Below are 25999 nucleotides of genomic sequence, written 5' to 3'. Positions count from 1 at the left end.
GATGAGTGTGTCGGGATTTATGGGGTATCTGAAGGGTAAAAGCGGCCTGATGCTGTATGAACGATTTGGCGATCTGAAGTTCAAATACCGCAATCGTGAATTCTGGTGCCGGGGCTACTACGTGGATACGGTAGGCAAGAACAAAGAGAAGATTAGGGATTACATAAAGAAACAGCTGGAAGAGGATAAACTGGGTACGCAGCTTTGCCTTCCCTACCCGGGTAGCCCGTTCACGGGCCGCAAGTAACAGAAATGCCGATGCCAGATTCGCTATGCGCCTGTTAGGGCGCTGCTGGTAACAGAGCCTTACAGGCGCAGATGAAGAACCACCGGCTAGGCCGGTGGGTTCTTTTTTCGATGCAACGGAACTCCTTTTGTGTAACCTCCCCACCAGTCGAAATTTTCGCGGGTGGGGGCGTGGGGGAGGGAGCCTTTTTTAAAAGGCTCCCTCCCCCACATTTTTACATCCCTACCGGAACCGTTCCGGCCATGATGCCGCACCCCTGAGGAAGATCCAGCGGGAGGCGGCGGATGTCTTCAAGCCCCGCGTTCCGCATGAATCCCGCAAGCTCCTGCCTTGTATAGGACTGCCCGTCAGGCGTTCCGACAAGCATGTTGAGATCGAACAGCGCCGGATGCTGCGGTCCGCTGCAGTTGTCGTCGAGGATGAATTCCTGAATGAGCAGGAGGCCGCCCGGGACGAGCGACTGCGCGGCCTTCCGCACGATGTTGGCGGACTCGTCAAAGCCCGCGCCGTGCAGGATCTGGGAGAGCCAAGCCACGTCGAATCCGCCGGGAAGGTCTTCGGTGGTAAAATCCCCGCCCGCGAAGGAGATCCGGTCGGCCATGCCGGAGTCGGCGATGACGCGTTCCGCAAAGGGGCGGGTTGTGGGGAGATCGAAAACCGTGGCGCTCAAGCCGGGGTTGCGGCGGCAGAAGTGGATGGCATAGGCCCCGGTCGCGCCGCCGAGATCGAGCAGGTGGGAACGGCCGGAAAGGTCGATGTGCGGAACGCTGCGTTCCGCCTGTGCGTTGGCGATGTTGTACATCCCCATGAGGAAACTTTCCCGCTCGCCCGTATCTTCGGTATCGACGGAAGAGCGGTGGCGGGTCGGCCTGTTCTCGCGGACGGACTCGTCCAGCTTGGACCAGCCGGGCATAAGATGGCGGTGATGTTCCACTATATGCCCGAGATAACCGGGATTGCCCCGGCACAGGTGATCCCGCGAGAAGGGCGGCAGTTCGCAGGTTTCGCCTTGCCGGATCAACAGGCCCATTGCACACAGGGCGGTTAGAAGGCGGTCGAGGCTTTGGGGGACGCATCCTGTCCGATCGGCGAGTTCCGTCACGGTCATCGGCCCGCCGGACAGAGGGGTGAACACGTCCAGATGCACGGCGGCGTGGATGGCGCAGCTTTCCCAATACATTCCGGAAGCGTGGAGCAAGGCGGAAGGGGTCCAGTCTTTCATAACGCACCTCCTGTGTTTCATTGGAGTAGCATCCCTCGCACTTTGCCACAACCGCCGAGATTCGATGAAAGCGGCAGCCTGAACCGGAACGGACCAGTGCCGGCAGGCAAACGCCGATGCCCTGTGCATGGCGTGGCCGGGCTTTCTTGTGGGGAACACCGTTGCCGTTGGTTGATTGGGGCGTGCTCCTTTGTGCGGATCGGTCGGCTACGCTTTTTCTCGGCTCCCCATACCTGCCGACAGGGCTGCTCGCGTTGCCATAGTGCGTGAAGTATGTCCATGACGGCATCTTCCCACGTCCCGTGTGTGGGGAGATGCGCGTTGCTGAAGTCGGCGGGGAGAGCCGTTATCTTTTTTTGTCGCATTAGTATGTTTTTATCCGTCATTTAAAACTGCTAAAAACATGTTGTTTCTTTATTTGACTGATTTGGGTTTGAATGGCCTTTTTTAAAAAACAGATAACCGTGTTTTTGCACAGGGTATGTTCTCCGAAAACACTATGATTTCTTTGAGAAAACATATAGGGTACATATAAGATCCGGCAGCGTTCCGGAAGGTCAGAGCCAAACGGCATGTTCGGGCATGTCGCTTCACATAACACTAGAGGCAAGGAACAAGGTCGGAGCATGAGAAGGCATGGATACGGGATATCCGTTTCCGGGGCGATCGTCTTGTGCTGCTTGTTCTTTTGCTTTCCCGCGCAGTCAGACGACAACTCCGTTTCCATCCGGGTGGGGTATTATGAGGACGGGGACTACATGTCCCGTGGCCGGTCCGCTGAATATATCGGTTTCAATATCGAATTTTTGCAGAAGCTCGCCAAGGTCGGCGGGATGCGTTATGAAATGCTGGATGAGGGCAGCTGGGAGAACGCATGGCATCAGCTTTTGGAAGGGCACATAGACATGATCCCCGCCGTGTTCCGCACGGAAGAACGGGAAAAAGAGGTTCTGTTCTCCAACCTGCCCATGGGTACGCTTTATGTTACCCTCAATGTCAGAGTTGACGACAAACGGTACGGTTACGAAGATTTCAGCTCCTTTCAAGGGATGCGGGTCGGCATCATCCGGGGCAGCAGCGACGGAGAGCGTTTCCAGCGTTATTGCGAGAAGTTCGGCGTCAAACCGATCATCGTTCCCTATGCCGAGACGCAGGCGTTATTGAGCGCCCTTGAGGACGGGACGCTTGACGGCGTCGCCATCACCCACCTTGGCCGCAGCAGCACGTTCCGGAGCGTTGCCCAGTTCTCTCCGGAGCCGGTGTATGTCGCTGTGGCGAAGAACAGGCCGGATTTGCTCGCCCGTCTTGATGCGGCGATGAATGCCATCGTGCTGCGCGATCCCAACTATATGATGCGGCTGTACGACAAATATTTTGCCGTCAGCATGGCGCAACAGCCGGTCTTCACCAAGGAAGAGGAAGCGTTCCTCAAACAGGCGGATGTGGTTGTCGCGGCGTATGATCCTTCGTGGGCGCCGCTGGAGTATACCGATACGGAAACCGGGATGTTCTCCGGCGTCACATCGGATCTGCTGTCCACTTTTTCAAGGTACACAGGGTTGCGTTTCCGTTTTGAGCCGATAGATCAGGCCGAAGCGCTGGAAAAGGTCAAGAAAGGGCTTATTGATATGGTCTGCTCCGTAACGGGGGATTACCTCTGGGACGAGCGCAACAAGATGTATACCACCCGTTACTATCTGCGGGCGCCCATCATGCTTGTGCGGACCAAGCAGCCGCAAGCCATCGAACGGATTGCTCTGCAAGGAGGCTACTGGTTCTCGGAGCATGTGGCGGCGGATCACCCAGGCAAGGAAATCATTTTTTACAAGAACGTACGGGAATGTTTCGATGCGCTGCTCAAGGGCGACGCGGATGCGGTTTACGCGAACGTCTATGTGACCAACTATTTGCTTACGGAACGCCGTTACGAATCCTTGGCCGCCACGAGCATGAGCAAGTACACGAGCGAAATCTGTTTCGGCATTTCCAAGTGTGCGGACCCGCGCCTGCTCTCCATATTGGATAAGTGCATCCAATATACGGCCCCTGAACGGATGGACGAGCTGGTGCTGAAGAACACCACCAAGCCCCGCCAGATCACGCTGCTCGATTTCGTGGCCCAGCACCTTATTGAGGTCGGGTGCGGGATGCTGGCGGTTTTCGGGGTGATCCTGCTGCTGTTGGTCTATAATCTCGCCATCAAGACGAGGAGCAACCATCGCATACAGGCCTTGCTGTATCGGGACGGGCTGACCAACCTCGACAACATGAACAAGTTCTATGTGGAGTGCGGGAAGCTGCTCCGGAAAGCGCCGAGCGGAAGCTATGCCTTGCTCTACGGGGATATCAATCAGTTCAAGACGATCAACGACAACCTTGGTTTCGCCGTGGGCGATCAGATCTTGCGGGCCTTCGGCGCGATCCTGCAGCGTAACGTCAAAGATGGGGAGTGCTGTGCCCGCGCATCGGCGGACCACTTCATCCTGCTGGTGCGTTATGCCGACTGGGAATCCCTGCTTGTGCGCATAGAAGAAATCGGCATGGAATTGGACGAGTGGCGGCGTATGCAGGACATGGCGTACCGGATCGTCACGGTGTTCGGTGTCTATTTGGTGAACGAGACGGAAGGGTTCGATTTGCACCGCATGTTGGATTTTGCCAACTACGCGCGCAGGAACGCCAAGCAGACGATGAAGAACATTGTCCTTTACGACGAGAAGATGCGGCAGGAAGCGCTGTTGCAGCGCGAACTGGAAGGAAGGCTGGAGATCGCCCTGTCCCAAGGCGAATTCGATGCCTATTTCCAGCCCAAGGTGGACATGCGGGACGGCGCGCTCATCGGCAGCGAGGCATTGGTCCGGTGGAATCACCCTACGCGGGGCCTGCTTATGCCGGGAAGCTTTATTCCGTTTTTCGAGCGGAACGGCTCTGTGGTCGAAGTGGATTTGTACATTTACGAACTGGTTTGCCGGACCGTGCGCGAGTGGCTGGAGCGCGGGATGGCCGTCAATCCCGTTTCCTGCAATTTTTCAAGCCTGCATTTCGATAGCCCGGAATTTCCCGAACTTGTCGCGGCGATCGCGGATCGCCACAATGTACCCCATGCGCTTTTGGAACTGGAAATCACCGAGAGCGCGATCATGCGCAATCCCCAAATCGTCTGTGCGCAGGTGTTGCGGCTGAAAGAGCGCGGCTTCATGATCGCCATCGACGATTTCGGATCTGGGTATTCTTCCCTCGGCCAGTTGCAGCAGCTGATGGCTGACGTGCTCAAGCTCGATCGCAGCTTCGTGCGGCGCGGGATGTTCGGGACGCGGGAACGGATTGTCATCGGCAACGTTATCCACATGGCCGGGGAACTGGGTATGCAGGTCATCTGTGAAGGCGTGGAGAACGCGAAACAGGCTGAAATGCTTATTGAGCTCGGCTGTTATTATGCACAGGGCTTCTACTACGCGAAGCCGATGCCGCGAGACGTGTTTGAGGGGCTTTTGGAGAAAGGCAAAGTTCTGCAGGACGAAAAAGAAAACAAGAAGGGAGCCTGGCAACGGAAGCCTTAAGCCCTGTGAAGGCCGAAGCGATTTCCCCTGTGGATTCAAAAAACTCTCTGTAACGGTATAAAAGGCCATGTACGGGAACCTTTCCCGTACATGGCCTTTCCTTTCCGTCATGGGAGCGGAACAGTAAACGGAAAATGAGGCGATGCCATAAAGTGCTGGCGTTGAGGAACATCTCTAGTGTATTCTCTTTTCAACAAAGAGCTGTCTGTACGCTCCGTTTCCGGAGGAATGCGGGTCCCGTTCAGACTGTTTGAGGGAGGGGCGGATGAGCATCCGTTGGGTTACGTCTCTATTGGGCCTGCTGCTTACCGTAACGATCATGGTCACGGCAGGCTTATCATGGAATGTGTACAGCTCGTTCACGAAAATGGTTGAGGCCGACGTCCAGTACCTGAACCTGATGCAAGTCAGCCGGGAATTGCTCCAGAGTTCCTATGATCTGACCCGCAAGGCGCGGGAATACGTCAATACGGGCGATGAGGCTTCCGAGCGGGCGTATTACGACATCCTTGCGCAGCGGTCCGGGAGGGTGCCCCGGAAGAGCTCCCTTGCGCCGGGAGAGACGATCAGCCTTCCGTCTCTGCTGGAGCGCTATGGAGCCAGCCGGGGAGACATGGAGTTTTTGGCGACCGCCCTGCGTCGTTCCGATGATCTGTCGATTACGGAAATCGAGGCCATGCAGGCGAGCAAGGGAGAAGCCTTGTGCCCTGACGGTTTGCACAGCGGATCGGACACAATCGATGTGGAGTATGCCCGCCGCCTTCTTTTTAATGCCGCCTACCAGAAACGGGCTGGTGAGATCATCAAGCTTGTCGAGTCGGGGATCACCAGCATCCTTGACCGGAAGTCCCATCAAATCGAAGCGTACAAGCGTTCTGTCGTATACCATATGAAGGAGTTGGGAGCTTCCATAGCGGTCGTATTCCTCATCGCGCTCATGTGGATCTGGTACGGGATGAAGAAGGTGAGCCAGCCGCTCCGTGAGACCACGCTGTTCGCGCACCGGGTCGCGGAAGGCGAAGCGGAATCGTCCATTGCCGTCAGCGGGCATGACGAAATCGCGGAACTGCGGGCCATGCTCAACGTCATGCTCAGCAGCCTGCAAAAAAATGCCCTCATGCTGCGTGAGCTTTCCTATATTGATCCGCTCACGGCCCTCTGGAACCGCCGCCGCTTCCGTGAGGTGCTGTCCGATGAGCTGCGGCGCGTGCAGGAAGAGAAAGGGAAGGGGTTTGGGTTGGCGTTCATCGACGTGGATTGCTTCAAAGGCATCAACGATACGTTCGGCCATGCCGCCGGGGATATGGTCCTGCGGGAGTTCGCAAAACTTGCCAGAGGGATGCTCCCCGACTCGGCGACGTTCGCACGGCTCGGAGGGGATGAATTCGTGCTGCTCCTGCCTGATGCCGATGAGGGTGCCTTGTTCCGCCAGCTTGAAGAGATCCGGGTGGCCTGTACGGCAAAGCCGCTCGTCCATGCCGATCGGGAGGTGCGTTTCAGCATCAGCGCCGGAGGGTATCGGTTTACGTCTTCGAGAGCCATCGATACGCCCGAGGAGAACGAAAAGACGATTTCCGATTTGTTCCGGTATGCGGATTCCGCGCTTTACATGTCCAAGCAGGCGGGGCGCGACCGGGTGACGCTCTGGAGCCCGGATTGTTCATTTCCCTGTGCTGAGAGCCGCTGGAAGGAACAATCCGTTTCGGATGACGCTTGTTAGGGGGCGGAGAGGAAGCGGGAAAGGCGGGATACGTGACGCCGATCACGGCAAATCATGCCGCATCGGATAAGATGGGGTATTCCGCCTGAAAGGAGCCGTCCGTGAGCACCATGCGTTCGATTTTGTGCCTTACCCCGTCCTCGCTGGCTTTTGTATTGGGCGGCGCGCATTTCTGGCGTGCCGGACAATACCCGTTTTCCGTCGGCTGTATGCTGTTCGCACTGCTCGTTTGGAGACGAGAGGCGTGGATACGGCAGGTCACGCTTGTGTTGTTGCCGCTGTTGGCCGCGCGCTGGGTGTGGGCGGCGGCGCAGTTCGTGCAGATCCGCATGTTCATGGAACAGCCGTGGATGCGGCTGGCGTGCATCCTGCTCGGCGTGTCGCTGTTTACCGCCACGGCGGCCCTGTTGCTGGAAGGAAAGACGGGGGATGCATGGTATGCGCGCGGCAGGAAGAGGGCGCTCATGCGGACGGCGGCCTTTTTCGGGACGATCGCCATCCTGACGCCGCTGCTTTTCGTCGCACCGCAGGTTTTCCTGACGGAGCGCTTCCTGCCCGGATGGGCGCCGCTCCATATCCTGCTTGCCGGGTTTTGGGCCTCGTGGGTGGCATCGCGGCTTGGGGACAGGGATGCCGCGCCGCGTACGCGATTATTCATCTGGCGCCTGTTCTCGGTGGTCTTTTTCGTACAGCTCGCCCTCGGTCTTGCCGGATACGGCCTGTTCCTTATGACCGGGAACCTTCATCTCCCCGTGCCGGGCATGATCCTCGCGGCCCCGCTATACCGTGGCGGCGGGCTGTTCATGCCCATTCTGTTCGGCGTCTCCGTACTGCTGGCCGGGGCTGCGTGGTGCAGCCACCTGTGCTATTTCGGGGTCTGGGATACCGTGGCGGCCTCCGGGCGCAAGGCTGTCCCGCCTCCGCGTTGGATGTCTCGCCTCCGGCCGGTTTTCTTTGGGCTCATGCTGGCAGTCCCCGTCGTCCTCCGGTTGTCCGGCGCTCCGACCTGGGTCGCCGTTGCGCTCGGTTTGGCGCTGGGCCTGCTGCTCCTGCCCGTTGCGGTGCTGTTGAGCCGTCGGTACGGTTCCGCCTGCTATTGCCTTGCCGTATGCCCGCTCGGGCTGGTGGCGAACTGGCTCGGCAAGATCGCGCCGTGGCGCATCCGGCGGACCGATGCCTGTATGCACTGCCTCGCCTGTATCCGCGTCTGCCGATACGGTGCGCTGACTCCTGAACGGTTGAAGGAGGGACGCCCGAGCCTAGGATGCACGCTGTGCCGGGACTGCCTCTCCGTCTGCCGTCATGGAGGGCTGGCCGTGACCCTGTACGGAAAAACGTGCGGAGCCGCTGAATCCAGTTTCGTGGTGCTCCTCAGCATCATGCATACCGTATTCCTCGCCGTCGCCCGCGTATGACGCCGTAGAGCTTTTAACAGGCGGAAAGCCATTGCTTTGGGGGAGGTTCCTTTGGGGGCTCTCCCCGTTTCTTATGGCTTCCGTAGTGGTATGGAATTTCGGGGGATAGGGCTGGTTGGGATGGGCTTTTTTTCGGCGTTGTTCCACGAGAAAGCCCCGGCTTGGGAGAAAAAGCCGGGGCTGGTCCCTTCCGGGCGGAGGGACGGGGCAAGAGGGCGTTACTTCGAGCTGAAGTTGGGACCCTGCCTGAATTCGAGGAGCAGGTGCCAGTCGGGGCACCCCGCCGCAAGCTTGCCCTGCGGCTTCAGATCCTTGCCCGCAAAGGCGGGGAAGTCCTTGCCGTAGCGGTAGGCCCGGTGCACCTGCGTTTCGGGATTGTCGTCACGCTTCACGCAATAGGCCTGATCGTCGGTGGAGATGGGATTGTTGTATTCCCAGACCACCTGCTTGTCCGGGGTGACTTCGAAAAGATGCCCGTTGTTGGTGGAGGTGATGAACCAGTTGCCGTTGGGGAGTTTCTGGGCCGCTGACTGGAAGTCGGAATAGAAACTGTTGTGATCCTTGGTTTCGTACTGCCAGACCACCTGATTGGTGGCGGGATTGATTTCCATGACGGAGCTGCGGTTGGCGCTGGGGCGATGCGTGCCGTTGTTGAAGATGGAAATGTTGCCGTTGGGCAGCCACTCCACGTCGTGCGAGCCGAAAAGCACCTGATCGCCGTCGTCGTGGTAGCCGGAAGGCGCCTTGCCCATGCCGTGGGTGGCGGGGTTGCCATAGCGCCAGACGATCTTCTTGGTCTTGCGGTCGATGATATAGATTTCACCGAAGTCGCGCGAGTTGACCGCGTATTGATCGGTCTTGGCATTGTAGCGGACCGAATTCCAGTGGGTCCAGTCGGCGCGGGCGAAATAGCCCATGCTCAGGGGCAGATGCCAGTTGATGTCGATCTGGTCGGGGCCTGTCCCGATGTTGTCCCACACATGCCATTCCCACGCGATTTCACCCTTGGGCGTGACTTCAAGGATGGCGTCGGGCCAGATGCCCTGAAGCGGCTGGCCGTCGGGCCCTTGTCCTGGTGCGGGCATTCCGTTGCGGCTGAGGGCCTTGTCCTTGGGATCGCGGCCCTTGGCGAGGGCTTCGTCATACGTCTTGTTTTCCCAGATCAGAATGGCGGTGTTGCCGTTGGGCAGGCGATCGAAACCGTGGTGCGCGATCTGGCGCGGATTGCTGACCTTGTATTCCCAGACCACCTTGCCGTCCCACGCATACTCGCGGAGCAGGCCGTACCAGCCGCCGAAGTTCACGGGGCTGCCGGCGATCTTCTCCGCGCGGAGCAGGTTCCCGTTGGGAAGCAGTTCCGCATAGAAGGCGGGATGGTCATGCTTCCAGGTATGGACAATATTGCCTTCCATATCGATGAGGTAGGTCTTTCTGCTGCCTGGATCCTGGATTTTGTCCACAATCCATGAAGAAACCTTGGTGTGCGGCGTGAACAGCGTGTAGCCGTCGTAGGCCTTTGCCTTGTCATAGGCCAGCAGCCCGAGGGGGCCGGTGATGGCCTCGTAAGCGCTTGCCGGGGCTGAGAGCATGAACAGGGACAGCAGGGCCGTAGCCAATGAGGTAAGCCTGAACATGGGACGCTCCTTCTCTTTCGGCCGCGCCCGGCACTTGCGGGCGGGGCCTTCCGCCGTTCCTCGCGGCGGAGGGTGGACCGCGGGCCGCCCGGGGGAGACCCGCGGCGGAATCCTTACAGAACCATCTTCCAGTAAGGGATGGCGAGGAAGAAGAGGAAGATGCCGGTGAGGACCATGCGGGCCGCGAGCACCTTCAGCATATCCTTGAAGAGCATGTAGCCGGAGCTGAAGAAGTAGAGGATAACGGCGTATTCATAAGGGAAAAGGTAGTTGTCGAGGCCGTACTGGAACGAATAGAAGAGGATGCGCGGGTCCATGTTCATCTGTATGCCGAGCTCGGTGACGGGAGACGTCATGGTCGTGGTGGCCGCGAGCGGGGTCAAGAGGAAGTTGGCCAGCGCGCCGAGCACATAGGAGGCCAGGCCGGCGGTTGTGGTGGTCATGCCGTGCAGATAGGGCAGGGTGTTGTTGGCGATCCACGTGGTCACCTTGAGGAAGCCGCCGGCGCTGCCGATGGTCATGCAGCCCATGATGAAGAAGAGGGGCGCGAAGTTGACCTTGCTGAACTTGGGGCCGTCGAGGAGCCGGACGCCGGGGAGGAAGGCCGCAAAGGTGACGCCGATGAGCACCAGCCCGGCGGCGACGCCGTGCAGCTTGTCCGTGGCGAGCAGGATGAGGGTAACGAGCATGAGGATGGCGGCGCGCTTCTGTTCGGACGTCACCGGGCCGAGTTCCTGGTACTTGGTCTGCAAGGTGGCGCGCAGGGCCTGCCGATCCACCTTGGAAGGGAGGATCAGCATGACCAGCCCCACAGACATGAAGGTATACAGCATACCGGGAAGGAAGTTATGCATGGCGTATTCCATCCATGTGCTGCTGATGCCGGAAGCCTTTTGCAGCAGGCCCATGCCGAGCACGAGGTCCGCGCCGCCCGTGAGGTAGCACAGTTTGGTCGACGCCACGGCGAGGCAGCAGGTAAGGATGACGGCGGTGGCTTCGCGGCCCTTGGCCTTGAAGTCCAGTGCGTCGCACAAGCTGATGCCGATGGCGCAGAAGATGGCGGCCTTGCCTGTGATGGCCGGGACGAGCGGGGCCACGATGGATACGGCGAGGGTAATGCCGATAAGAGTGCCGGTGAAACTGCCGCCCATGCAGCGCACGCAAGTCAAACCGATGCGCTTGCCGAGGCCTGTTTCCTGTAGGATCTTGCCGAGTGCGAAACCGCCGATGACGATAAGGGGCACTTCAGAAAGCCACGGAGAATATACAACCTGCTGTTTGACGCCGCACAGGACAATGTAGAGTACGGGAAGGATAAGGCCAACGGCAATTTCATTCATTGCATCCATAGCCCAAATGCAGATTGCCCATGTCGTAATGGAAAGGAAGAGGGCCATATGGTGCGTGACGGTTTGCCCGTCTATGGGCATTGCCCAGTAGACAATCAAAGGTATCGCAAAAGATATGAGCCACTTTAAAGCCAGAGAACAGTTTTTTCCCGTCATCGGCAGAGTCATGATCTTCTCCTCCAGAGAGTGGTACGGAAAGCTTGAAGTGACTCTAGCTGTAAAAGAGAATACGTGATGTAACGGTTGCTACATTTTTCTCAAGGACGGATATTTTTTGTCTCCTATGAAGAAAAAGTTGTACAGGCCGGGCCCGGAAAGGATTGCCCATGCGGTGAGAGTGATGTACAACCCGTTGTCGATAAAACTTTTTTGTTGGGCAACGTATCTGGTTATTCGCCTTGTACGGGATAATGGCGTTTGCGCACAAGGAGGCCCCTATGGAGATGAATGACGCGAAACTGATAGAATTCACCCATATACCACCGGAAGCCGGCGTGTGGCGCCAGGTCCTGGATCTCGGTACGCGCCTCCGTTTTCGCAAGGGTGAGGAAATCATGCACGGCGGGGAAAAAGGCGAATACCTCTATTATGTGCACCAGGGGGAAGCCCGGCTGATGCGGACGACGCTCGACGGGCGTGAAAAGATCCTTATGTCCATGCGTTCAGGGACGGTAACGGGTGAAACGCCGTTTTTTGACGAGGTCCCGGCGCGGAGTTCCATTGTGGCGGGAACGGATTGCGTGGTGTATGCCTTCTCCCGTGATTGCGTGCTTCACGAGATCCTTCCAAACTATCCCGCCCTGACGCTGGCGCTGCTGCACTCCCTGGCTTCCAAAGTCAGGGTGTTGTGCAACCAGTCGGTGAGCCTGAGCCTTGAGGAGCTGCCCCCGCGCATTTGCCGATTCCTGCACCTACGTATGCGGGACGACGGGGGCGCTCCGAATCCCCGCGTGTCGCCGGGGCTGAACCAGCAAGAGCTGGCGAACCTGCTCGGCGTGCATCGGGTGACGCTTAATAAGGCCCTGCGCGAGCTGGAGCGGGAAGCGGTGCTCGGCCCGTACTCGCGGGATGAGGTGTACATCGTGGATATGGAACGTTTTCACGAACTGTCTTTAAAATAGCAAAGGCGGGGCGCTGCCGAGGAGAACTTTTTTTGAGGAGACGGGACGGCATACCCCATAGAAAAATCGCCCCGGATCGGTCCGATCCGGGGCGATTGATTTTGGACTGGGGTCAGTTCGCGGGAGCGGGCTGGGCCGCAGGAGCCGTTTCCGCTGCGGGAGCCGGTTCTTCAGGGGCGGGCAACGGCGTGGCTTGCGGTTCCGTGGCGGCGGGTGCTTCAACGGGAGTGGAAGGTGCGGGAGCGGCCTGCTCGTCAGTTGCCGGGGCGTCCGGTCCGGAAGGCTGCACGGGCGTTTCAGAAGGCACCTGCTCCGTTGCCGGATCTTCCTGAGCCGGAGCGGGCTCCACAGGTGTCTCCACGGCCACAGGAGCGCCAGCCGCCGCATAGTACGTCATCGGAGCCGTATAAACCAGCACCAGGAACGTCAGGACAAGCAAGGCGCCTCCGGCGAAGGAGCGGTTGAGCGCCTTCCAGAGGATGATACCGAGCAGAACGAGCCCGCAGGTCTGCACCAATGCCGCGACCAATGCCAGCGGCGTGGGCTGCAAGGCGGAAAGCGGCGCGGGGAGTTCGCCGAGGAACAGCGGATAGATGTTCGCTGCGGCGAAGAGGAGGCCGAGGGCAATCAAGAGGATTGCCAGCAGGAGGAAAAAGCCGCGGCTGCCGCGCGCGGAAAGGTTCAGTACGCCCTGAGCGGTCAGGACGGCCAAAGGCGGCAGGAGGGGCATCAACAGCACGGGCATGTTCGCGCCAAGCAGGGCGAGGACCGCCAGCGTCACGATGGCGCTGCACCACAGCCAGCCTTGGCCGGGGCGTTGCTTGCGGTTGACCACGATACCCTTGAAGAAGGTACCGATCCGCCCCCAGGGAAGGAACAGCAAGAGCAGCGTCCAGGGAAGCCAGAGGACGGCAAGCAGGGCCACGATGATCCATGAGTCTTGCCCCTGCAGCTTCCATGCTTCGAGGACGGGGGCCAGATATTCGTTTTCGAGGAGGGTCTTCAGCAGTTCGCGTCCGCCGTCGCCGAAAGCGATGAACGTACCCCATGCGAGGAGCAGGACAAGCAGCAGCCCGAACGCCAGAGCTCCGTCGCGTGCCCCGGCCCGGCGGAACGTTCCGCGCCAGAGGAGGAACACGAGGCTGACAAGCAGCGGAAGGACGAGGCCAAGCAGGCCACCGGCCAGCGCGGACAGGGCGACAAGTGCGAAGCCGGCAAAGAGCCATAAAGGGGCGAATGCCTTGATCCATCCGCGGTACAAACAGATGCCGGCAAGGGTAAGGATGGCCGTGAACAGCATGTCGCTGCCTGAAATCCGGGGCAACCCCATACAGGCGAAACCGGTCAGAAGCACCAGGCCGGAAGCGAAGGCCGTGCGCCTGTCGTTGCCGGTGGCCCGGGCCAGAGCCCATGTCAGAAGGATCAGGAAGAGCGCGGACAGGGCGGAGGCGAGGGGCAGGAGCTGGACCGGGTAGCCGCTGATCTGCTCGAGCCCGGCGGTTGGCTGCACGCCGGGGATATACGCCGCCAAAGACAGGCTGTCGATGCCGGGGATGAGGCTTAAGGCGCTCAAGAACCAGTGGTAGACCGGATAAAGCTCGGGGGAGGGCAGGCCGGACGCGGCGACGCCGAACAGGCCGACGCCCAGATTATGCAGCGCGTGCAGCTCCCGTCCCATAAAAGTCGGCATGGATTGAATAAGCCAGAAAAGAATCAGGACCAGTGGGCCGACGGAGGCGAGCCCGTTGAAACAGCGGAAAGCGAAGCTGGATGTTTGCGGCTGGGCTTCCGGGGCGGGCGACTTGGATACCTTGGCGGCTTTGGGCGCGGGGGCCGCTTTTTCCTCCTGAACGGGGGAAGGTTTGGCGGGAGCCGGTTCCGCCGGGGGCGGCGTTACGGTTTCTGTTTCCGGGGCCGGTGAGGGCTGTGCATCCGTATCCGTGGCCGCCGTTTCCGTCACGGGAGCGACCGGTTCCTCGGAGACGGGCTGGACGGGAGCGGACTGCTGTTCCGCGGAGGCGTTCGGCTCGTCTTTCTGAACGGGGGTATCTGTGCTCATATCTGCTCCTTCGATAGGATTTCAAAACAGCTATCGGGGGAGACTGTATCCGAGAATCGGTCCGGCGTCAGCAAAAGAATCCCCCGGGAACGCCGGGACGCGTCACGAGCCGAACTGCGCCATCCTCCGCCCCGATTCGCGGTAGTGTTCGCGGAGCGACTCTTCCACCGTGGCGGGGTTACGGGTCTGCACGGCTTCGAAAATATCCCGATGCCGATCCACGAATTCCTGCGGAGTGAACAAGACGTTCCAATGGTTATAGAACAGAAATTTGGAGATGTTCGTACAGGCGGAACGGGCCATCTCCACGAGCCGCCGGTTCGCGCAATGGGCGAGCAGGGCGCTGTGGAAGGCGTCGTCGACTTCGGTGAACTCGTACAGGCCCCCCACTCTGGGCGCAAGGCGGGCCATATGCTCGATCATGCCCGAGAGCCGGGCGAGGTCCACGTGGTTCATAAGCGGCAGGGCGGCGGCCACACCCGCGCCTTCAAGGATGCCGCCGATTTCGTATTCGTTCTCTATTTCCTGACGGGTCATCTTGCGGATGTACTTCCCCTTCTGCGGTTCCGACGTGATCAGGCCGTCCTGCGTGAGGATTTGCAGCGCCTCGCGGATTGGTGCGCGGCTGATGCCGAGGCGTTCGGAAAGGGTGACTTCCTTAACTTGCTCGCCGGGAGCGAGTTCGCCGTCAAGTATGCAACGCTTGATGAACTCGACAACCTGGCCGCTGTATGTCTGGCGTTTGAACGTGTGCATGACTTCTCCTTCGAAGGGCACATGACGAAAAGGTTCGTAAGGCGTTTCGCAGTGATCGGAAAGCGTGTATCGGGAGAGGCAAGGCGGATAGCATTCTCGATGTGTTTTTCTACAGAATTACTGCATTCTGTAACGGAAATAGGCGCTACGTCAAGATGTTGAAGGACCTTTGTTACAGAAGGGGTATAGAAAGATACATACTATCTCCATGCAACAAACGGCGCGGGAAACGTTTCAATGCCGTTGCCCGCACCTCAGGGGCTGCAATGCGGGAACGCATTGCAGTAACCGGCCTGCCGTGTGCCGATGGGAAGGGAGCGTATCAGTCGTTGGAGACGAGCAAGGGGTTTTCTTCGTCGGGATATGTGACGATGAGCGAGCGGAACGAGTCCTCTTCAAACAGAAAAGCTTCGACGACAAGCGGATCAAACTGTGTCCCGCGGCCTTCCACGATGATGTTCCTGGCGGTTTCGTGGTCGAAGGCGGGTTTGTACACCCGCTTGGAGATCAGCGCGTCATAGACGTCGGCGAGGGCCATGAGCCGCCCCACGCGGGGGATTTCCTCTCCCTTCAGGCCGCGGGGATATCCTTTCCCGTCCCAGCGTTCATGGTGCGTATAGGCGATGACCGCGCCAAGGCGCAAAAAGTCGTTGTGCCCGCCCATGCGCTTTTCCGCCCAGCTCAGGGTCTGGTAGCCGAGGGTGGTGTGCTTCTTCATCTCGTTGAATTCGGCTTCCGTGAGCTTGCCGGGCTTGCGGAGGATGCTGTCCGGAATGCCGACCTTGCCGACATCGTGCAGAGGGGCGCAGACGCGGAACAGCTCGATGGTGTCGTCATCGTCGTCCCAGATATCGGGACGCATGAGCCGCAGGCGCTTGGCGAGGATTTCCACGCCGTGCTGCGTACGGCGGACGTGCGCGCCGGTTTCGTTATCGCGGGTTTCCACGACCGAAGCGAGACATTCCACCGTCACGGAACGGGAAAGATACAGTTCCTTGGTGCGTTCCTTGACCAGCGAATTGAGCTCGTCGTTGTATTTTTTGAGCGCGACGTGATTCGATACCCGCGCCCGGACGAGGCGGGGCTGGAAGGGCTTGGCGATGAAGTCCACGGCCCCGAGATCGAGCCCCTTGGCCTCGTGTTCCTCGTTCCCCATCGCGGTGATGAAAACGACGGCGATGTTGCTCGTGAGGGGATCGGACTTGAGGCGGCGGCAGACTTCGTAACCGTCCATATCAGGCATCATGATATCCAAAAGGACGATGTCGGGGCGGGGCTCGGAGAGCGCCAGCCTCAGGGCTGTGGCACCGTTGGTGGCAACGCGGACGGTGTACTCGCCGCGCAGGAGATCATCCAAGATGCGGATATTGGCAATGGTGTCGTCGACGACGAGCACCACGGGTTTCTTAGGATAGCCCATTCGGTTCTCTCAATTCCAGATCCAAAAGCTGTGCAAGGTGCAAAAGGCCGCTTTCGGCCTTCTCGAAATCGAAGGTATCAATGGCGTGCTGGATTTCGTTCGTTTCCGCCCCGCACTGCCCACCAAGAAAACGCCTGACGGATCCGAAGGCTTCGCGCGCGGCCGTGTTGTACTGCCGGATGAGCAGGAGGCATTCGCACAGCGCCGGTTGCAGCTTGCGGACATCCAGCGTTTCTCCTACGGCGGGAATGCTCAAAGGGGCTTCGGGGTACGCGGCGATGGCCTGCCCTGCCGCCGCAAGGACACTCTCGGCCGTTGTAACGTAGCCGTATAGGGTGTCAAGAAGGTTGTCGACATTTTCTGCGGAACCCCCTTGCAGGCACTGCTCGAGCTCCACAAGCTGCGTATACAGATCCGTTGCGCCGACGTTGCCGCTGATGCCCTTCAGTTTGTGGACGGACGCCCGGATGGAGGGCATATCGTCCCGCAGCCGGGCCTGCCTGATCTCGGCGTCGGCTTCGGCAAGCTCGCGTCGGAAATCGAACAGGAGACTGACGTACAAGGGAAGGTTGCCCATGACCCGATCAAGCCCTTGCCGTACGGAAAAACCGGGGAGGTGCTCAAGTTCTTCCCGTATGGCGTGCCCCGCCTCGACGCGGGGCCTGGGTTCCGGTGAGGGCGCGGGGGCTTCGCCGGAGAGTGTGGCATGGCGGTTGAGGGCCGTTTGCATGGCCTGCACGTCGAAAGGCTTGCGGAGGACGGCGGTGAAGCCTTTTTGGAGGAGCGCCTCTTCCTCTTCCGGTGAGGAAATGGCCGTGCAGGCGATGATGGGCAGTTCGCCGTAGCGGCTGTCGCTGCGGAGGATATGCGTGAGGGTGGCTCCATCCATGACGGGCATTTCCACATCCGTGAACACAATGGCATAATGCCGGGTGCGGATAAGGCGGAGCGCCTGAAGGCCGTTGTCGGCGGTATCCGCTTCGGCTCCGAGGGCGAGCAGGATTTCGGCACCGATCTGCTGATTGATGCTTTCGTCGTCGACGAACAGCGTGCGCGGCGTATGCTCTGGCTGGTGCATGGGGTACCTCGGGGCGGCGCTCAGCGCCGGGGAGAGCGGCCGTCCCGGTGTATCCAGCGCGCGAGGGTGGAAAGGAGGACGGAAGGTTCAATGGGTTTGGCGATATAATCCTGCATACCCACGGAAAGGCTCTTTTCCCGGTCGCCGTTCATGGCGTGGGCGGTCATGGCGATGATGGGCAGGTTGTCGAACCGGGCGTATTCCCGCAAGATCCGGGTGGCTTTCAGCCCATCCATGCCGGGCATCTGAATATCCATGAGCACGGCATCGTAGCCGCCTTCCCAGAGTTTTTCCACTGCTTCGAGGCCGTCCCCGGCGGGCTCCACGCTGACGCCGCTGGATTGCAGGATTTCGTTGGCGACCTGCCGGTTGATGGCGTTGTCCTCCGCCAGCAGCACCCGCGCGCCCACAAGTTCGGGGAAGGGGGCGGCGGACGGTTCGGCCCGATCGGGCCTGTCCTGCGGCTGCTCGGCCTCAAGCAGTGCCGAGATGAGGGAGGAGGGCGTAACCGGCTTTGTGATGAGCCGCATGGGAATGTCTTTCCCTTCTCGGATATGGGCGAGGACATCGGGCCGGTCGTGGATGGTGGCCATGAACAGGATGACGGGCCGTTTGGGAAGCGCCGCGCAAATGGCTTGTGCCGTATCCTTGCCGTTCATGCCCGGCATCAGCCAGTCAATGAGGGCGACGCGATAGGGCCTTCCCTCGCGCGCGGCGTCGCGGCAGAGCCGTACGGCCTCTCCGACCGAGGCCGCCGATACGGGATCAAGCTGAAATTCCCGGAGCATACCGCTGAGGATGTTCCGAGAGAGTTCATTGTCGTCAACAATGAGGATGCGTTCTCCATGCAGCGGATGGGAGGGGAGGAGCAGGCGGCGTTCCGGGACGGCCACCGTGCCGAACTCCGCCGTAAAGATAAAGTCGCTGCCATGCCCCGGCGTGCTCCTCACATGGATTTCTCCGCCCATGAGGTTCACGAGGCGTTTGCAGATGGCGAGCCCCAGCCCCGTGCCGCCGTAGCGCCGGGTCGTGGAGTTGTCCGCTTGCGTGAACGATTCGAAAAGGTTGCCGATCTGTTCGGACGTCATGCCGATGCCCGTATCGCTGACGGAGAAGCGGAGACGTGTTTTGCTCCCTCCGTGGCGCTCCTGCGTGACGGAAACAAGGACGTGGCCGGACTGTGTGAACTTGATGGCGTTGCCTACGAGGTTCAGCAGGATCTGGGAAAGCCGGAGCGCGTCCCCTTCCAGTACCGGTGGGATGTCCGGGCTGATCCGGGACAGCAGCTCAAGCCCCTTTTCGGCGGCGCTGAGATCCGCAATGGAGGCGACCTCTTCCAGCACTTGTTCCAGTTGGAAGTCGGCATGTTCCATTTCGAGCTTGCCCGCTTCGATCTTGGAGAAATCCAGAATGTCGTTGACAATGCGCAGCAGGGTGTTCGCCGATGTGCTGATCTGGGTGAGGTAGTCCCTTTGGCGGGACGTGAGCTCGGTTTGCAGCGTCAGATGGGTCATGCCGATGATGCCGTTCATGGGCGTACGGATTTCGTGGCTCATGTTGGCGAGAAAATCGCTCTTGGCGCGTGAGGCCGTTTCGGCTTCCTCTTTGGCCAGCACGAGCTGCTTCTCCAGCTCTTTATTCTGGGTATCGTCGACCAGCCAGCAGATGATGCCCGGGGCGCCTTCATACTCGGTGCGGGTATAGGTGACCCGGAGGTGATGCGGCTGGCCCTGCGCGTCCCGGCTTTTCAGGGCAATGTCGGTGAGCGTGTCTTCAAGCGTGGGGAGCATGGCGGCGGCTTCGCGCAACTGGGGATAGACGCGGGCCACATCCATTTCCTCGCGGAGATCCATCAGTTCCCGAGCACGGGGGTTGCTGTACCGGATGAAACCTTCCACCGCGATAAGCACGCCGATTGGGCTGGTCTTCAACAGCTTTTGGGCAAAGGCAAGCTGCTCGGAAAGCTTTTTTTCCAGCAGCTTCTGCGTGGTCATGTCGGCGCTCAGGCAGAGGACGGCATCCGTTTTTTCATCCGCCTTGCGCAGGGGGACGAGCGTCGTCTGGTAGTAGGCGGTTTTCCCATCCGCATCGGTGCGGGAGTGGGGGAACATACGGGGTTCGCCGGACTCCAGGACGTCCCTCAACACTTTTTCGGAAAGCACGCCTGAAGCCACGGGGAAATCCGTTCCGGGGACGCCGTCGAGGGCCGTTTGCTCCGTAAACCCGAAGATGCTTGCGCACATGGCGTTGAGCTTGCGGCAGCGGCAGGAGGAATCGAACAGGCAGACGGCGGCGGGCAGGTTCTCCAGGAGGGAATTGAGCATGGCTTCCGTGTTCCGCCGGACGAGGACTTCCTTGCGCACTTTGCGGAGCATGAACAACGCGGTTAGTACGATGCCGAGGGCGATGAGAATGACCGTGGCGGTCATTTCCCAGAACAGGCTCCAGGCGATTTCCGCCGAGCGCTGGACGTTGAACCAGCGGTTATGGAAGTCCTGCGAGGCCGTGGGGGGAATGCCGCCCAGCGCCTTGTCGAGGATGGCGGCAAGCTGCGGCCAGTCCTTGCGGACGCCGATCCGTATGGGCAAACGGTAGGGCGTCACCGCGGCGACGATAACCTGGGGGATATTATTCAGCCGTATGACGTGGGTTCCCGCGTCGAGGATTTCAAAGACGGCGTCGACTTGCCGCCGTTCCAGCATCTCCAAGGCTTCTCGTGTGGTCCGAGCCTCCACAGCCCTGATTTCCGGAGAGGTATCCTTCAATATGTCCAGCAAGCGCTCCCCTACGGCGGCCACCCGTTTTCCCTTCATATCTTGGAGGCCATTGACGAACGGCGCATCGTTCATCATGAACAGCACGAGGGGCAGCTCAAGGTATGGCCGGGTGAACAGCATGGTTTTACGCGATTCCGGCGTGTCGACGGCGGAGAGGTGCACGTCAAGCTTGCCTTCGCCGAACGGAAGGTGCAGCCCCGTATCGGGGACGGGGTGCGCCACAAAGCGGATCCCGAGCGTTTTTTCAAGCCAGTTCGCGTAGTCGCTGGCGATGCCTTCCTGTTTCCTTTCGGAAGAGAGCGCTTCGAACGGCAGGCGTGAAGCGATGACGCCCAGACGCAGTTCGGGGTGCTGGGCCAGCCAGAGTTTTTCATCCGGGGAGAGGATGAGTTCGGTTTCGGAGAAAGCCGCGAAGGAGAACGTCAACACAAACAGAAAGGACCCCAGCATCGTTCGGAGGGCGGGGAAAAGAAAACGGCGGAACGTGTGAGAAGGCATGGCATGTCTGCGTGTTGACGTGGAAAGAGAACCAATGGAAAGATATTTTCAGTAATTTGTATTATAAACTCATTTAGGGTATCAAGCAACCGCACCCGCAGACATTTAAAAAGGATATTTCCATGCCCCACGAAACCACGCACCGATTCCTTGCCTCGGAATTGCCGGTCGCCGAACCGGAATCCTGCCTGTTCCATGTGTTGCCCGTGCCTCTGGAGGCTACGGTGTCGTATGCCGGAGGGACGGCGCGGGGCCCGGAAGCCATTCTTGAGGCTTCCGATCAGCTTGAATTGTGGGATGGTGAATCCGTCCCCGCCGAAGCGGGCATTTATACGTGGCCAGCCGTCGACATTTCCGGTTCTCCGGAAACCGTGCTCGGCAGGGTGGAAGCGGCGGTCGGGGGTATCCTCGATTGCAATGGGCTGCCCGTGTTGCTTGGCGGCGAGCATACCGTCACCTACGGCGCTCTCGCGGCGCTGAAAAAGCGGTTCGGGACATTCGGGATCATCCAGTTCGACGCGCACGCGGACTTGCGCGACAGCTATGAGGGGAGCCCGTGGAGCCATGCGTGCGTCATGCGGCGTGCGGTCAAGGATTTGGGGCTGCCGCTGGCCCAGTTCGGCGTGAGGGCCATGTGCCTTGACGAAGTGGAGGCACGCAAGGAACACGGCGTCACATTCCATGATGCGGCATCCATTGCCCGCAGCGGCCTTCCCGAATCACTGCTCCCTTCGGATTTTCCCCGCCAGGTGTATCTGACCTTTGACGTGGACGGCCTCGATCCGTCGATCATGCCCGCGACGGGGACGCCCGTCCCTGGCGGGCTCGGCTGGTATCAGTCGCTCGACATTGCGGAACGGACGCTGTCGGGACGGGATGTCCTCGGGTTCGACGTCGTGGAGCTGGCTCCGGTGCCCGGAATGCACGCTTCCGATTTCGCCGCCGCCCGCCTTGCATACGCCCTCATGGGGATCGTAGCGCGCGGACGCAGGTAAAGCGGATCAGCCTTACCACGATAACCGTATGAGGAAGGGGAAAGCTTTTCTAAAGAAAAGCCTTCCCCTTTTATTACGGAAAAACAGAACGCCCCGTAAAGGGCGCTCCGGACATTGACGAAAAGGGATTCGATAAACACGAAACTCTTTGAAGTGGGAGGGGTGGGGCTTGGAAGGGGAGGGGGACCTTTCTCGAGAAAGGTTCCCCCTCCCCAGTTTCACATCCATCATTCCCCAATCTCACGTCCCCATACGCCGAGGCGATCGATGATGAACTCGGTGATCTGCTGATGCTCGGCCTTGCCCGTGCCTTCGATGCGCATGGGCGCGCCGAATTCAAAGTGGATGGTCTTTTTGACATCCACCGGGCCGAAATCTTTGAGGAGGTTCCCGTTCCCCCACGCATCGGTCTTGAGCGCCACTGGAATGACCGGAACCCCGGCGCGCTTGGCAAGCTTGACGCCGATGGTATTGAAATGCGCGGGGTCGAAAACGGAACTGCGCGTGCTCTGCGGAAAAACAATGACGGAACGGCCTTGCTTGAGCCTCGCCTCGCCGCCCTCGAGCACCGCGACGAGATCTTCACGGGGATTGCTGCGGCCGACGACGATGGGCTCGCGCGACCCGAGCACGGGGCCGAAGAAGGGATACTTCAGCAGGCTTTCCTTCACCACAAAGGTCACGTCCTTCCACGGCTGGATCATGGAAGGCAGCACAAACGTCTCCAACGTGCTCATATGGTTGCCGATAAAGACGCAAGGGCCTTCCAGTGAACGGAAATGTTCCATCCCGGCGGCTTCGATGCGGCAGCCCACGGATTCGAGCGCGTGCGCGATGCCCTCGCTGCTTTGGGCCCATGCTTCGCCGTCGTATTGATTGCGCATGGCGTTGCAGCCAGCCTTGAACACGATCCAGATCATGGGCGCGTAGAACCCCAGGTTGGGGCTGATGCGGCTCAGGAAAGAAGGGGTACGCGGGGACGTCAGATACCAGTTGGCGTCGAACAGATGGGAAGATGTCGTCATGAGCGGGACCTAACGGTTTTCGGGTTTGGTGCGTTTCAGGCGCTTGCTCCAGCTTGCCAGGCGGGGCTCCTCCCCATATTCCTTGGGCTGGTAGAACACGCGGTTCCTGACCGAGGGAGGGAGGTAGTCCTGTTCCACCCACGCCTGCGGAAAATTGTGCGGATACTTGTAATCCTTGCCGTATCCCCATTCGCGCTGGAGCTGTGTCGAGGCGTTGCGCAGATGCAGGGGCACGGACTGCGGGCCGTTGACTTTCACCTCCCGCGCCGCGTTGGCGTAGGCCGCGTAGGTGGAATTGCTCTTGCGCGCAAGGGCAAGGTAGACCACGGTTTCCGACAGCGGGATGTAGCCTTCGGGCATCCCCACAAACTCCACGGCCTGCTGGCAGGCGACGGCCAGCGGCAGGGCCTGCGGATCGGCCAGCCCCACGTCTTCGGAGGCGGACAGGATGAGCCTGCGGCAGATGAAACGCGGATCTTCGCCGCCTTCGAGCAAGCAGGCCAGATAGTACAGCGCCGCGTCGGGATCGCTGCCGCGGATCGATTTGATGAGCGCTGAGGCGTATTCGTAATGGCTGTCCCCATCCTTGTCGTGGCGGGCCATGATCTCGGGCAGGGTGGCCTTGACGTGGGGCAGGTTGCGTTTCTCCTCCGGCAGGGACGAGGCGTACTCCACCAGGTTGAGCATGGTCCGGGCGTCGCCGTGGGCCGCCGTCGAAAGGAAATCAAGGATCTCGTCGTTCAGGGTGACGGAAAGGGCCGCCGCGCCGCGCTTGCCGAGTTCGAGCAGTTCGGGCCGCCCGAGCTGGCGCAGCCTCAGGACGTGCAGCCGCGAAAGCAGCTGGCGGGTCACGCTGAAAGAGGGGTTTTCCGTGGTCGTGGCGATCATCGTGAGATCGCCGGACTCCAGCAACGGGAGGAAGAAGTCCTGCTGCGCCTTTGAGAAGCGGTGCAGCTCGTCGAGCACAAGGATATCGACACCGGTAAGCTGGCGCCGGAGCTGCTGCAAGCCGGCCTCGGGAGCGCTCAGGCGCAGGACGTTGCCGCCCCGGGCGCGTGCGAGCAGGAGGGCCAGCGTGGATTTGCCGCAGCCCGGAGGGCCGAACAGGAGCAGGCTTGGAAGGCGCGGGCCTTCCAAGAGCGTGGTCAGGCGCTCGGCGAGGTGGCTCTGTCCGACGAAGAGAGCCAGTTCGGAGGGGCGCAGGCGTTCAGGCAGAGGCTGAGACAGAGACATGAAGGCTCCAAGCTTGCCCGCCGGGGCGGGTATCGTTAAGCGTCGGCGCTTTCGAGGACGACTTCGTCCCTGCCGTCGCGTTCTTCCATAAGGACATTGACCTTTTCAGAGCGGGCCGTGTTGATTTTGCGGCCCACGTAGTCGCCGTGGATGGGCAGTTCGCGGTGGCCGCGATCCACGAGGACAAGGAGTTCCACCGTCTTGGGGCGGCCATAGTCGAGGATGGCTTCCAGCGCGGCGCGGATCGTGCGCCCGGTGAACAGCACGTCGTCGACGAGGATGACGTTTTTATTGTCGAGAGGTGTGGTGATGTTGGACTCGCCGATGGTGGGGCGGGCGTGCATCGTGGTCCAGTCGTCCCGGTACAGGTTGATGTCCAGCGTGCCGAAGGGCAGCTTTCGCCCGAGCTTGTCTTCCAGCACCTTGCCGAGGCGGACGGCGAGGTCGACCCCGCGCCGCTGGATGCCCAGCAGTACGGTCTGTTCACAGTCTCCGTGACGTTCCATGATCTGGCAGGCGAGACGGTCGAGAACGCGGGCGATCTCGTCGGCATGAAGAAGGACGGTGGTTTTCATGGGCAACTCCTCTTGAGGTCCGGGCACGTGTGCCGCGAGGGGACGGGCTCCCGCGCGCCTTGAGATCGTCAGGATATACTATTCCCTGTAGAGTGAAAAGATCGGATTTGTCCATGAAATACACGGGGACGGCCCCATGGGGCGGCTCCGGCGGGGCAAAGGAGGCTTGACAAGGACCGCCCGGCAACTATGTTATCCCCACTCAGGCCGTCGCAGCGAGGGCCTGTAACAGCCCGCGTGTCCGGGAGAACGGCCTTCCCGCCCAAAGGGCGTTAAGCCGGAACCGCCAATCTTAACAAATCCCGAAAGCAGCCGCAGAAAGCCTTTATCGAAAGACTGAAAGCGACGGATGAGGCTGCGTTGGAGGACCTGATGATCTCTCTTACCGAAGAGGCTCGCAAAGAGCTTGAAGCGTATTTTGAAGGCAAGGAAAAGACCCCCATCCGGGTGTACCTTGCTCCCGGCGGCTGCAGCGGACCCCGCTTGGCCCTCGCCCTCGACGAACCCGGCGAGGACGACGAAACGTCCGAGGACAACGGCCTGACGCTCTGCATCAATAAGGAACTGGCCGAGAAGGTCGGCGCGGTGACCGTCGGCATGACCCATATGGGTTTTGTGGTCGAATCCGAAATCCCCCTGCCGAGCGGCGGCAACGGCGGCGGCTGCTCGTCCTGCTGCGGCGGCTGCGGCAGTTCCGGCGGTTGCCATTAGGTTTGAAACCGCGGGACGGTTCTTAAAGGCCCTCCCGTGCCGATTCTGTCCAGAGGCGGACCATCCGGCGGGGTTTCCGTTGCGCAAAAAGCGATTCCGTGAGAAAAGCCCTAACGAAAGGTTCCCTTGCCATTTGGCTTTTGTACATTACCTTCTGAAGAAGACGGATATGGCGCTTTCCCGCATTTGTCCGTTTCCCCTCTTCATCATTTATTCCGGAGGAAACAACCATGTTTACGATTAGCGAAACAGCTTCCCACGAGCTGGAAGCGTATTTTGCCGACAAGGAAAAAACGCCTATCCGCGTGTATCTCGCCGCTGGCGGCTGACGCGGCCCGCGCCTCGCTCTGGCTCTGGATGAGCCTACTCCCGAAGACAAGGTTTTTGAGCAGGACGGATTTACCTTTTGCATCGCTGGCGATCTTCTTGAAACCGTGGGTGGCGTGAGCATCGACCTGACGTACATGGGCTTTTCCGTCGAACCCGAAATTCCCCTTGCCAATACGGGCGGGAGCAGTTGTGGCGGAAGTTGTTCCTCCGGCAGCTGCGGCACTCACTAGCTCCCATAGCATTTGACGACAAAAAGGCGGCGTTCTTCGGAACG

The 25999-nt window shown here is 60.1% G+C and carries 19 protein-coding genes; 8 read left to right on the top strand and 11 right to left on the bottom strand.

Annotation, left to right across the window (positions count from 1 at the left end):
* The coding region (locus T370_RS0109205; RefSeq protein WP_029435553.1) for an IS200/IS605 family transposase at positions 1–247 on the top strand (247 nt) is incomplete at its 5' end.
* A gap of 214 nt (positions 248–461) precedes the next feature.
* Here the strand turns inward: T370_RS0109205 and T370_RS0109200 are convergent.
* Positions 462–1469, bottom strand: a complete 1008-nt coding sequence (locus T370_RS0109200) for a methyltransferase (RefSeq protein WP_029435552.1) — start codon at positions 1467–1469, stop codon at positions 462–464.
* A gap of 626 nt (positions 1470–2095) precedes the next feature.
* On the opposite strand from T370_RS0109200, the gene T370_RS0109195 reads away from it, so the two are divergent.
* From T370_RS0109195 to T370_RS0109185, 3 genes are all read left to right on the top strand, one after another.
* On the top strand, positions 2096–5029 hold the full coding sequence (locus tag T370_RS0109195) for an EAL domain-containing protein (RefSeq protein ID WP_029435551.1): 2934 nt from the start codon (positions 2096–2098) through the stop codon (positions 5027–5029).
* A 265-nt stretch (positions 5030–5294) separates the two neighbouring features.
* Positions 5295–6749 carry a sensor domain-containing diguanylate cyclase gene (locus T370_RS0109190; RefSeq protein ID WP_029435550.1) on the top strand — a complete coding sequence of 485 codons (1455 nt, stop codon included), beginning with the start codon at positions 5295–5297 and terminating at the stop codon, positions 6747–6749.
* A gap of 110 nt (positions 6750–6859) precedes the next feature.
* Entirely contained in the window at positions 6860–8164 is a 1305-nt protein-coding gene (locus T370_RS0109185; protein ID WP_029435549.1) for a 4Fe-4S binding protein, read from the top strand.
* 218 nt (positions 8165–8382) lie between these two features.
* On the opposite strand, the gene T370_RS0109180 is transcribed toward T370_RS0109185, so the two are convergent.
* Together T370_RS0109180 and T370_RS0109175 are read right to left on the bottom strand one after the other, a co-directional pair.
* Positions 8383–9798 (bottom strand): aryl-sulfate sulfotransferase, encoded by a 1416-nt coding sequence (locus tag T370_RS0109180; RefSeq protein ID WP_005029592.1) that lies wholly within the window; start codon positions 9796–9798, stop codon positions 8383–8385.
* A gap of 113 nt (positions 9799–9911) precedes the next feature.
* A complete protein-coding gene (locus T370_RS0109175) occupies positions 9912–11315 on the bottom strand; it encodes an SLC13 family permease (RefSeq protein WP_029435548.1) in 1404 nt (467 codons plus the stop codon).
* 269 nt (positions 11316–11584) lie between these two features.
* On the opposite strand from T370_RS0109175, the gene T370_RS0109170 reads away from it, so the two are divergent.
* Positions 11585–12268 (top strand): Crp/Fnr family transcriptional regulator, encoded by a 684-nt coding sequence (locus T370_RS0109170; protein ID WP_029435547.1) that lies wholly within the window; start codon positions 11585–11587, stop codon positions 12266–12268.
* A 112-nt stretch (positions 12269–12380) separates the two neighbouring features.
* Here T370_RS0109170 and T370_RS0109165 read toward each other — a convergent pair whose 3' ends face one another.
* The 5 genes from T370_RS0109165 to T370_RS0109145 all read right to left on the bottom strand — a co-directional run bounded on the left by T370_RS0109165 (position 12381) and on the right by T370_RS0109145 (position 20787).
* Positions 12381–14327: an SPOR domain-containing protein gene (locus tag T370_RS0109165; RefSeq protein WP_029435546.1), complete on the bottom strand. Its 1947-nt coding sequence runs from the start codon at positions 14325–14327 to the stop codon at positions 12381–12383.
* Positions 14328–14429: 102 nt separating this feature from the next.
* Positions 14430–15083: a GntR family transcriptional regulator gene (locus T370_RS0109160; RefSeq protein WP_029435545.1), complete on the bottom strand. Its 654-nt coding sequence runs from the start codon at positions 15081–15083 to the stop codon at positions 14430–14432.
* A 322-nt stretch (positions 15084–15405) separates the two neighbouring features.
* Positions 15406–16503 carry a response regulator gene (locus tag T370_RS0109155; protein ID WP_029435544.1) on the bottom strand — a complete coding sequence of 366 codons (1098 nt, stop codon included), beginning with the start codon at positions 16501–16503 and terminating at the stop codon, positions 15406–15408.
* On the bottom strand, positions 16490–17581 hold the full coding sequence (locus T370_RS0109150; protein ID WP_029435543.1) for a response regulator: 1092 nt from the start codon (positions 17579–17581) through the stop codon (positions 16490–16492). Before T370_RS0109150 ends, T370_RS0109155 begins: the two co-directional genes overlap by 14 nt.
* Positions 17582–17601: 20 nt before the next feature.
* Positions 17602–20787, bottom strand: a complete 3186-nt coding sequence (locus T370_RS0109145) for a response regulator (RefSeq protein ID WP_248604239.1) — start codon at positions 20785–20787, stop codon at positions 17602–17604.
* Between the two features lie 191 nt (positions 20788–20978).
* On the opposite strand from T370_RS0109145, the gene speB reads away from it, so the two are divergent.
* Complete coding sequence (gene speB / locus T370_RS0109140) at positions 20979–21851, top strand: agmatinase (RefSeq protein WP_029435541.1); 873 nt, start codon at positions 20979–20981, stop codon at positions 21849–21851.
* Between the two features lie 227 nt (positions 21852–22078).
* On the opposite strand, the gene T370_RS0109135 is transcribed toward speB, so the two are convergent.
* Genes T370_RS0109135 through pyrR form a run of 3 tightly spaced genes read right to left on the bottom strand, consistent with a single transcriptional unit; the run spans position 22079 to position 24684 of the window.
* The gene (locus T370_RS0109135; RefSeq protein WP_029435540.1) at positions 22079–22876 is read right to left on the bottom strand and encodes a lysophospholipid acyltransferase family protein; all 798 of its coding nucleotides are present in this window, start codon (positions 22874–22876) and stop codon (positions 22079–22081) included.
* A 9-nt stretch (positions 22877–22885) separates the two neighbouring features.
* Complete coding sequence (locus T370_RS0109130; protein ID WP_029435539.1) at positions 22886–24109, bottom strand: replication-associated recombination protein A; 1224 nt, start codon at positions 24107–24109, stop codon at positions 22886–22888.
* A 35-nt stretch (positions 24110–24144) separates the two neighbouring features.
* Entirely contained in the window at positions 24145–24684 is a 540-nt protein-coding gene (gene pyrR, locus T370_RS0109125) for a bifunctional pyr operon transcriptional regulator/uracil phosphoribosyltransferase PyrR (RefSeq protein WP_005029616.1), read from the bottom strand.
* A 372-nt stretch (positions 24685–25056) separates the two neighbouring features.
* On the opposite strand from pyrR, the gene T370_RS0109120 reads away from it, so the two are divergent.
* Both T370_RS0109120 and T370_RS25955 read left to right on the top strand, forming a co-directional pair.
* A complete protein-coding gene (locus tag T370_RS0109120; RefSeq protein WP_005029619.1) occupies positions 25057–25395 on the top strand; it encodes an IscA/HesB family protein in 339 nt (112 codons plus the stop codon).
* 230 nt (positions 25396–25625) lie between these two features.
* Positions 25626–25955, top strand: coding sequence for an IscA/HesB family protein (locus T370_RS25955; RefSeq protein ID WP_227327737.1), 330 nt, complete (start codon positions 25626–25628; stop codon positions 25953–25955).
* Positions 25956–25999: the final 44 nt, after the last annotated feature.

Origin of the sequence: Bilophila wadsworthia ATCC 49260, from assembly GCF_000701705.1 — a bacterium.
Classification (GTDB): domain Bacteria; phylum Desulfobacterota; class Desulfovibrionia; order Desulfovibrionales; family Desulfovibrionaceae; genus Bilophila; species Bilophila wadsworthia.
The sequence above is the reverse complement of the archived record's forward strand: the minus strand, read 5'-3'. Positions and strand labels throughout refer to the sequence as shown.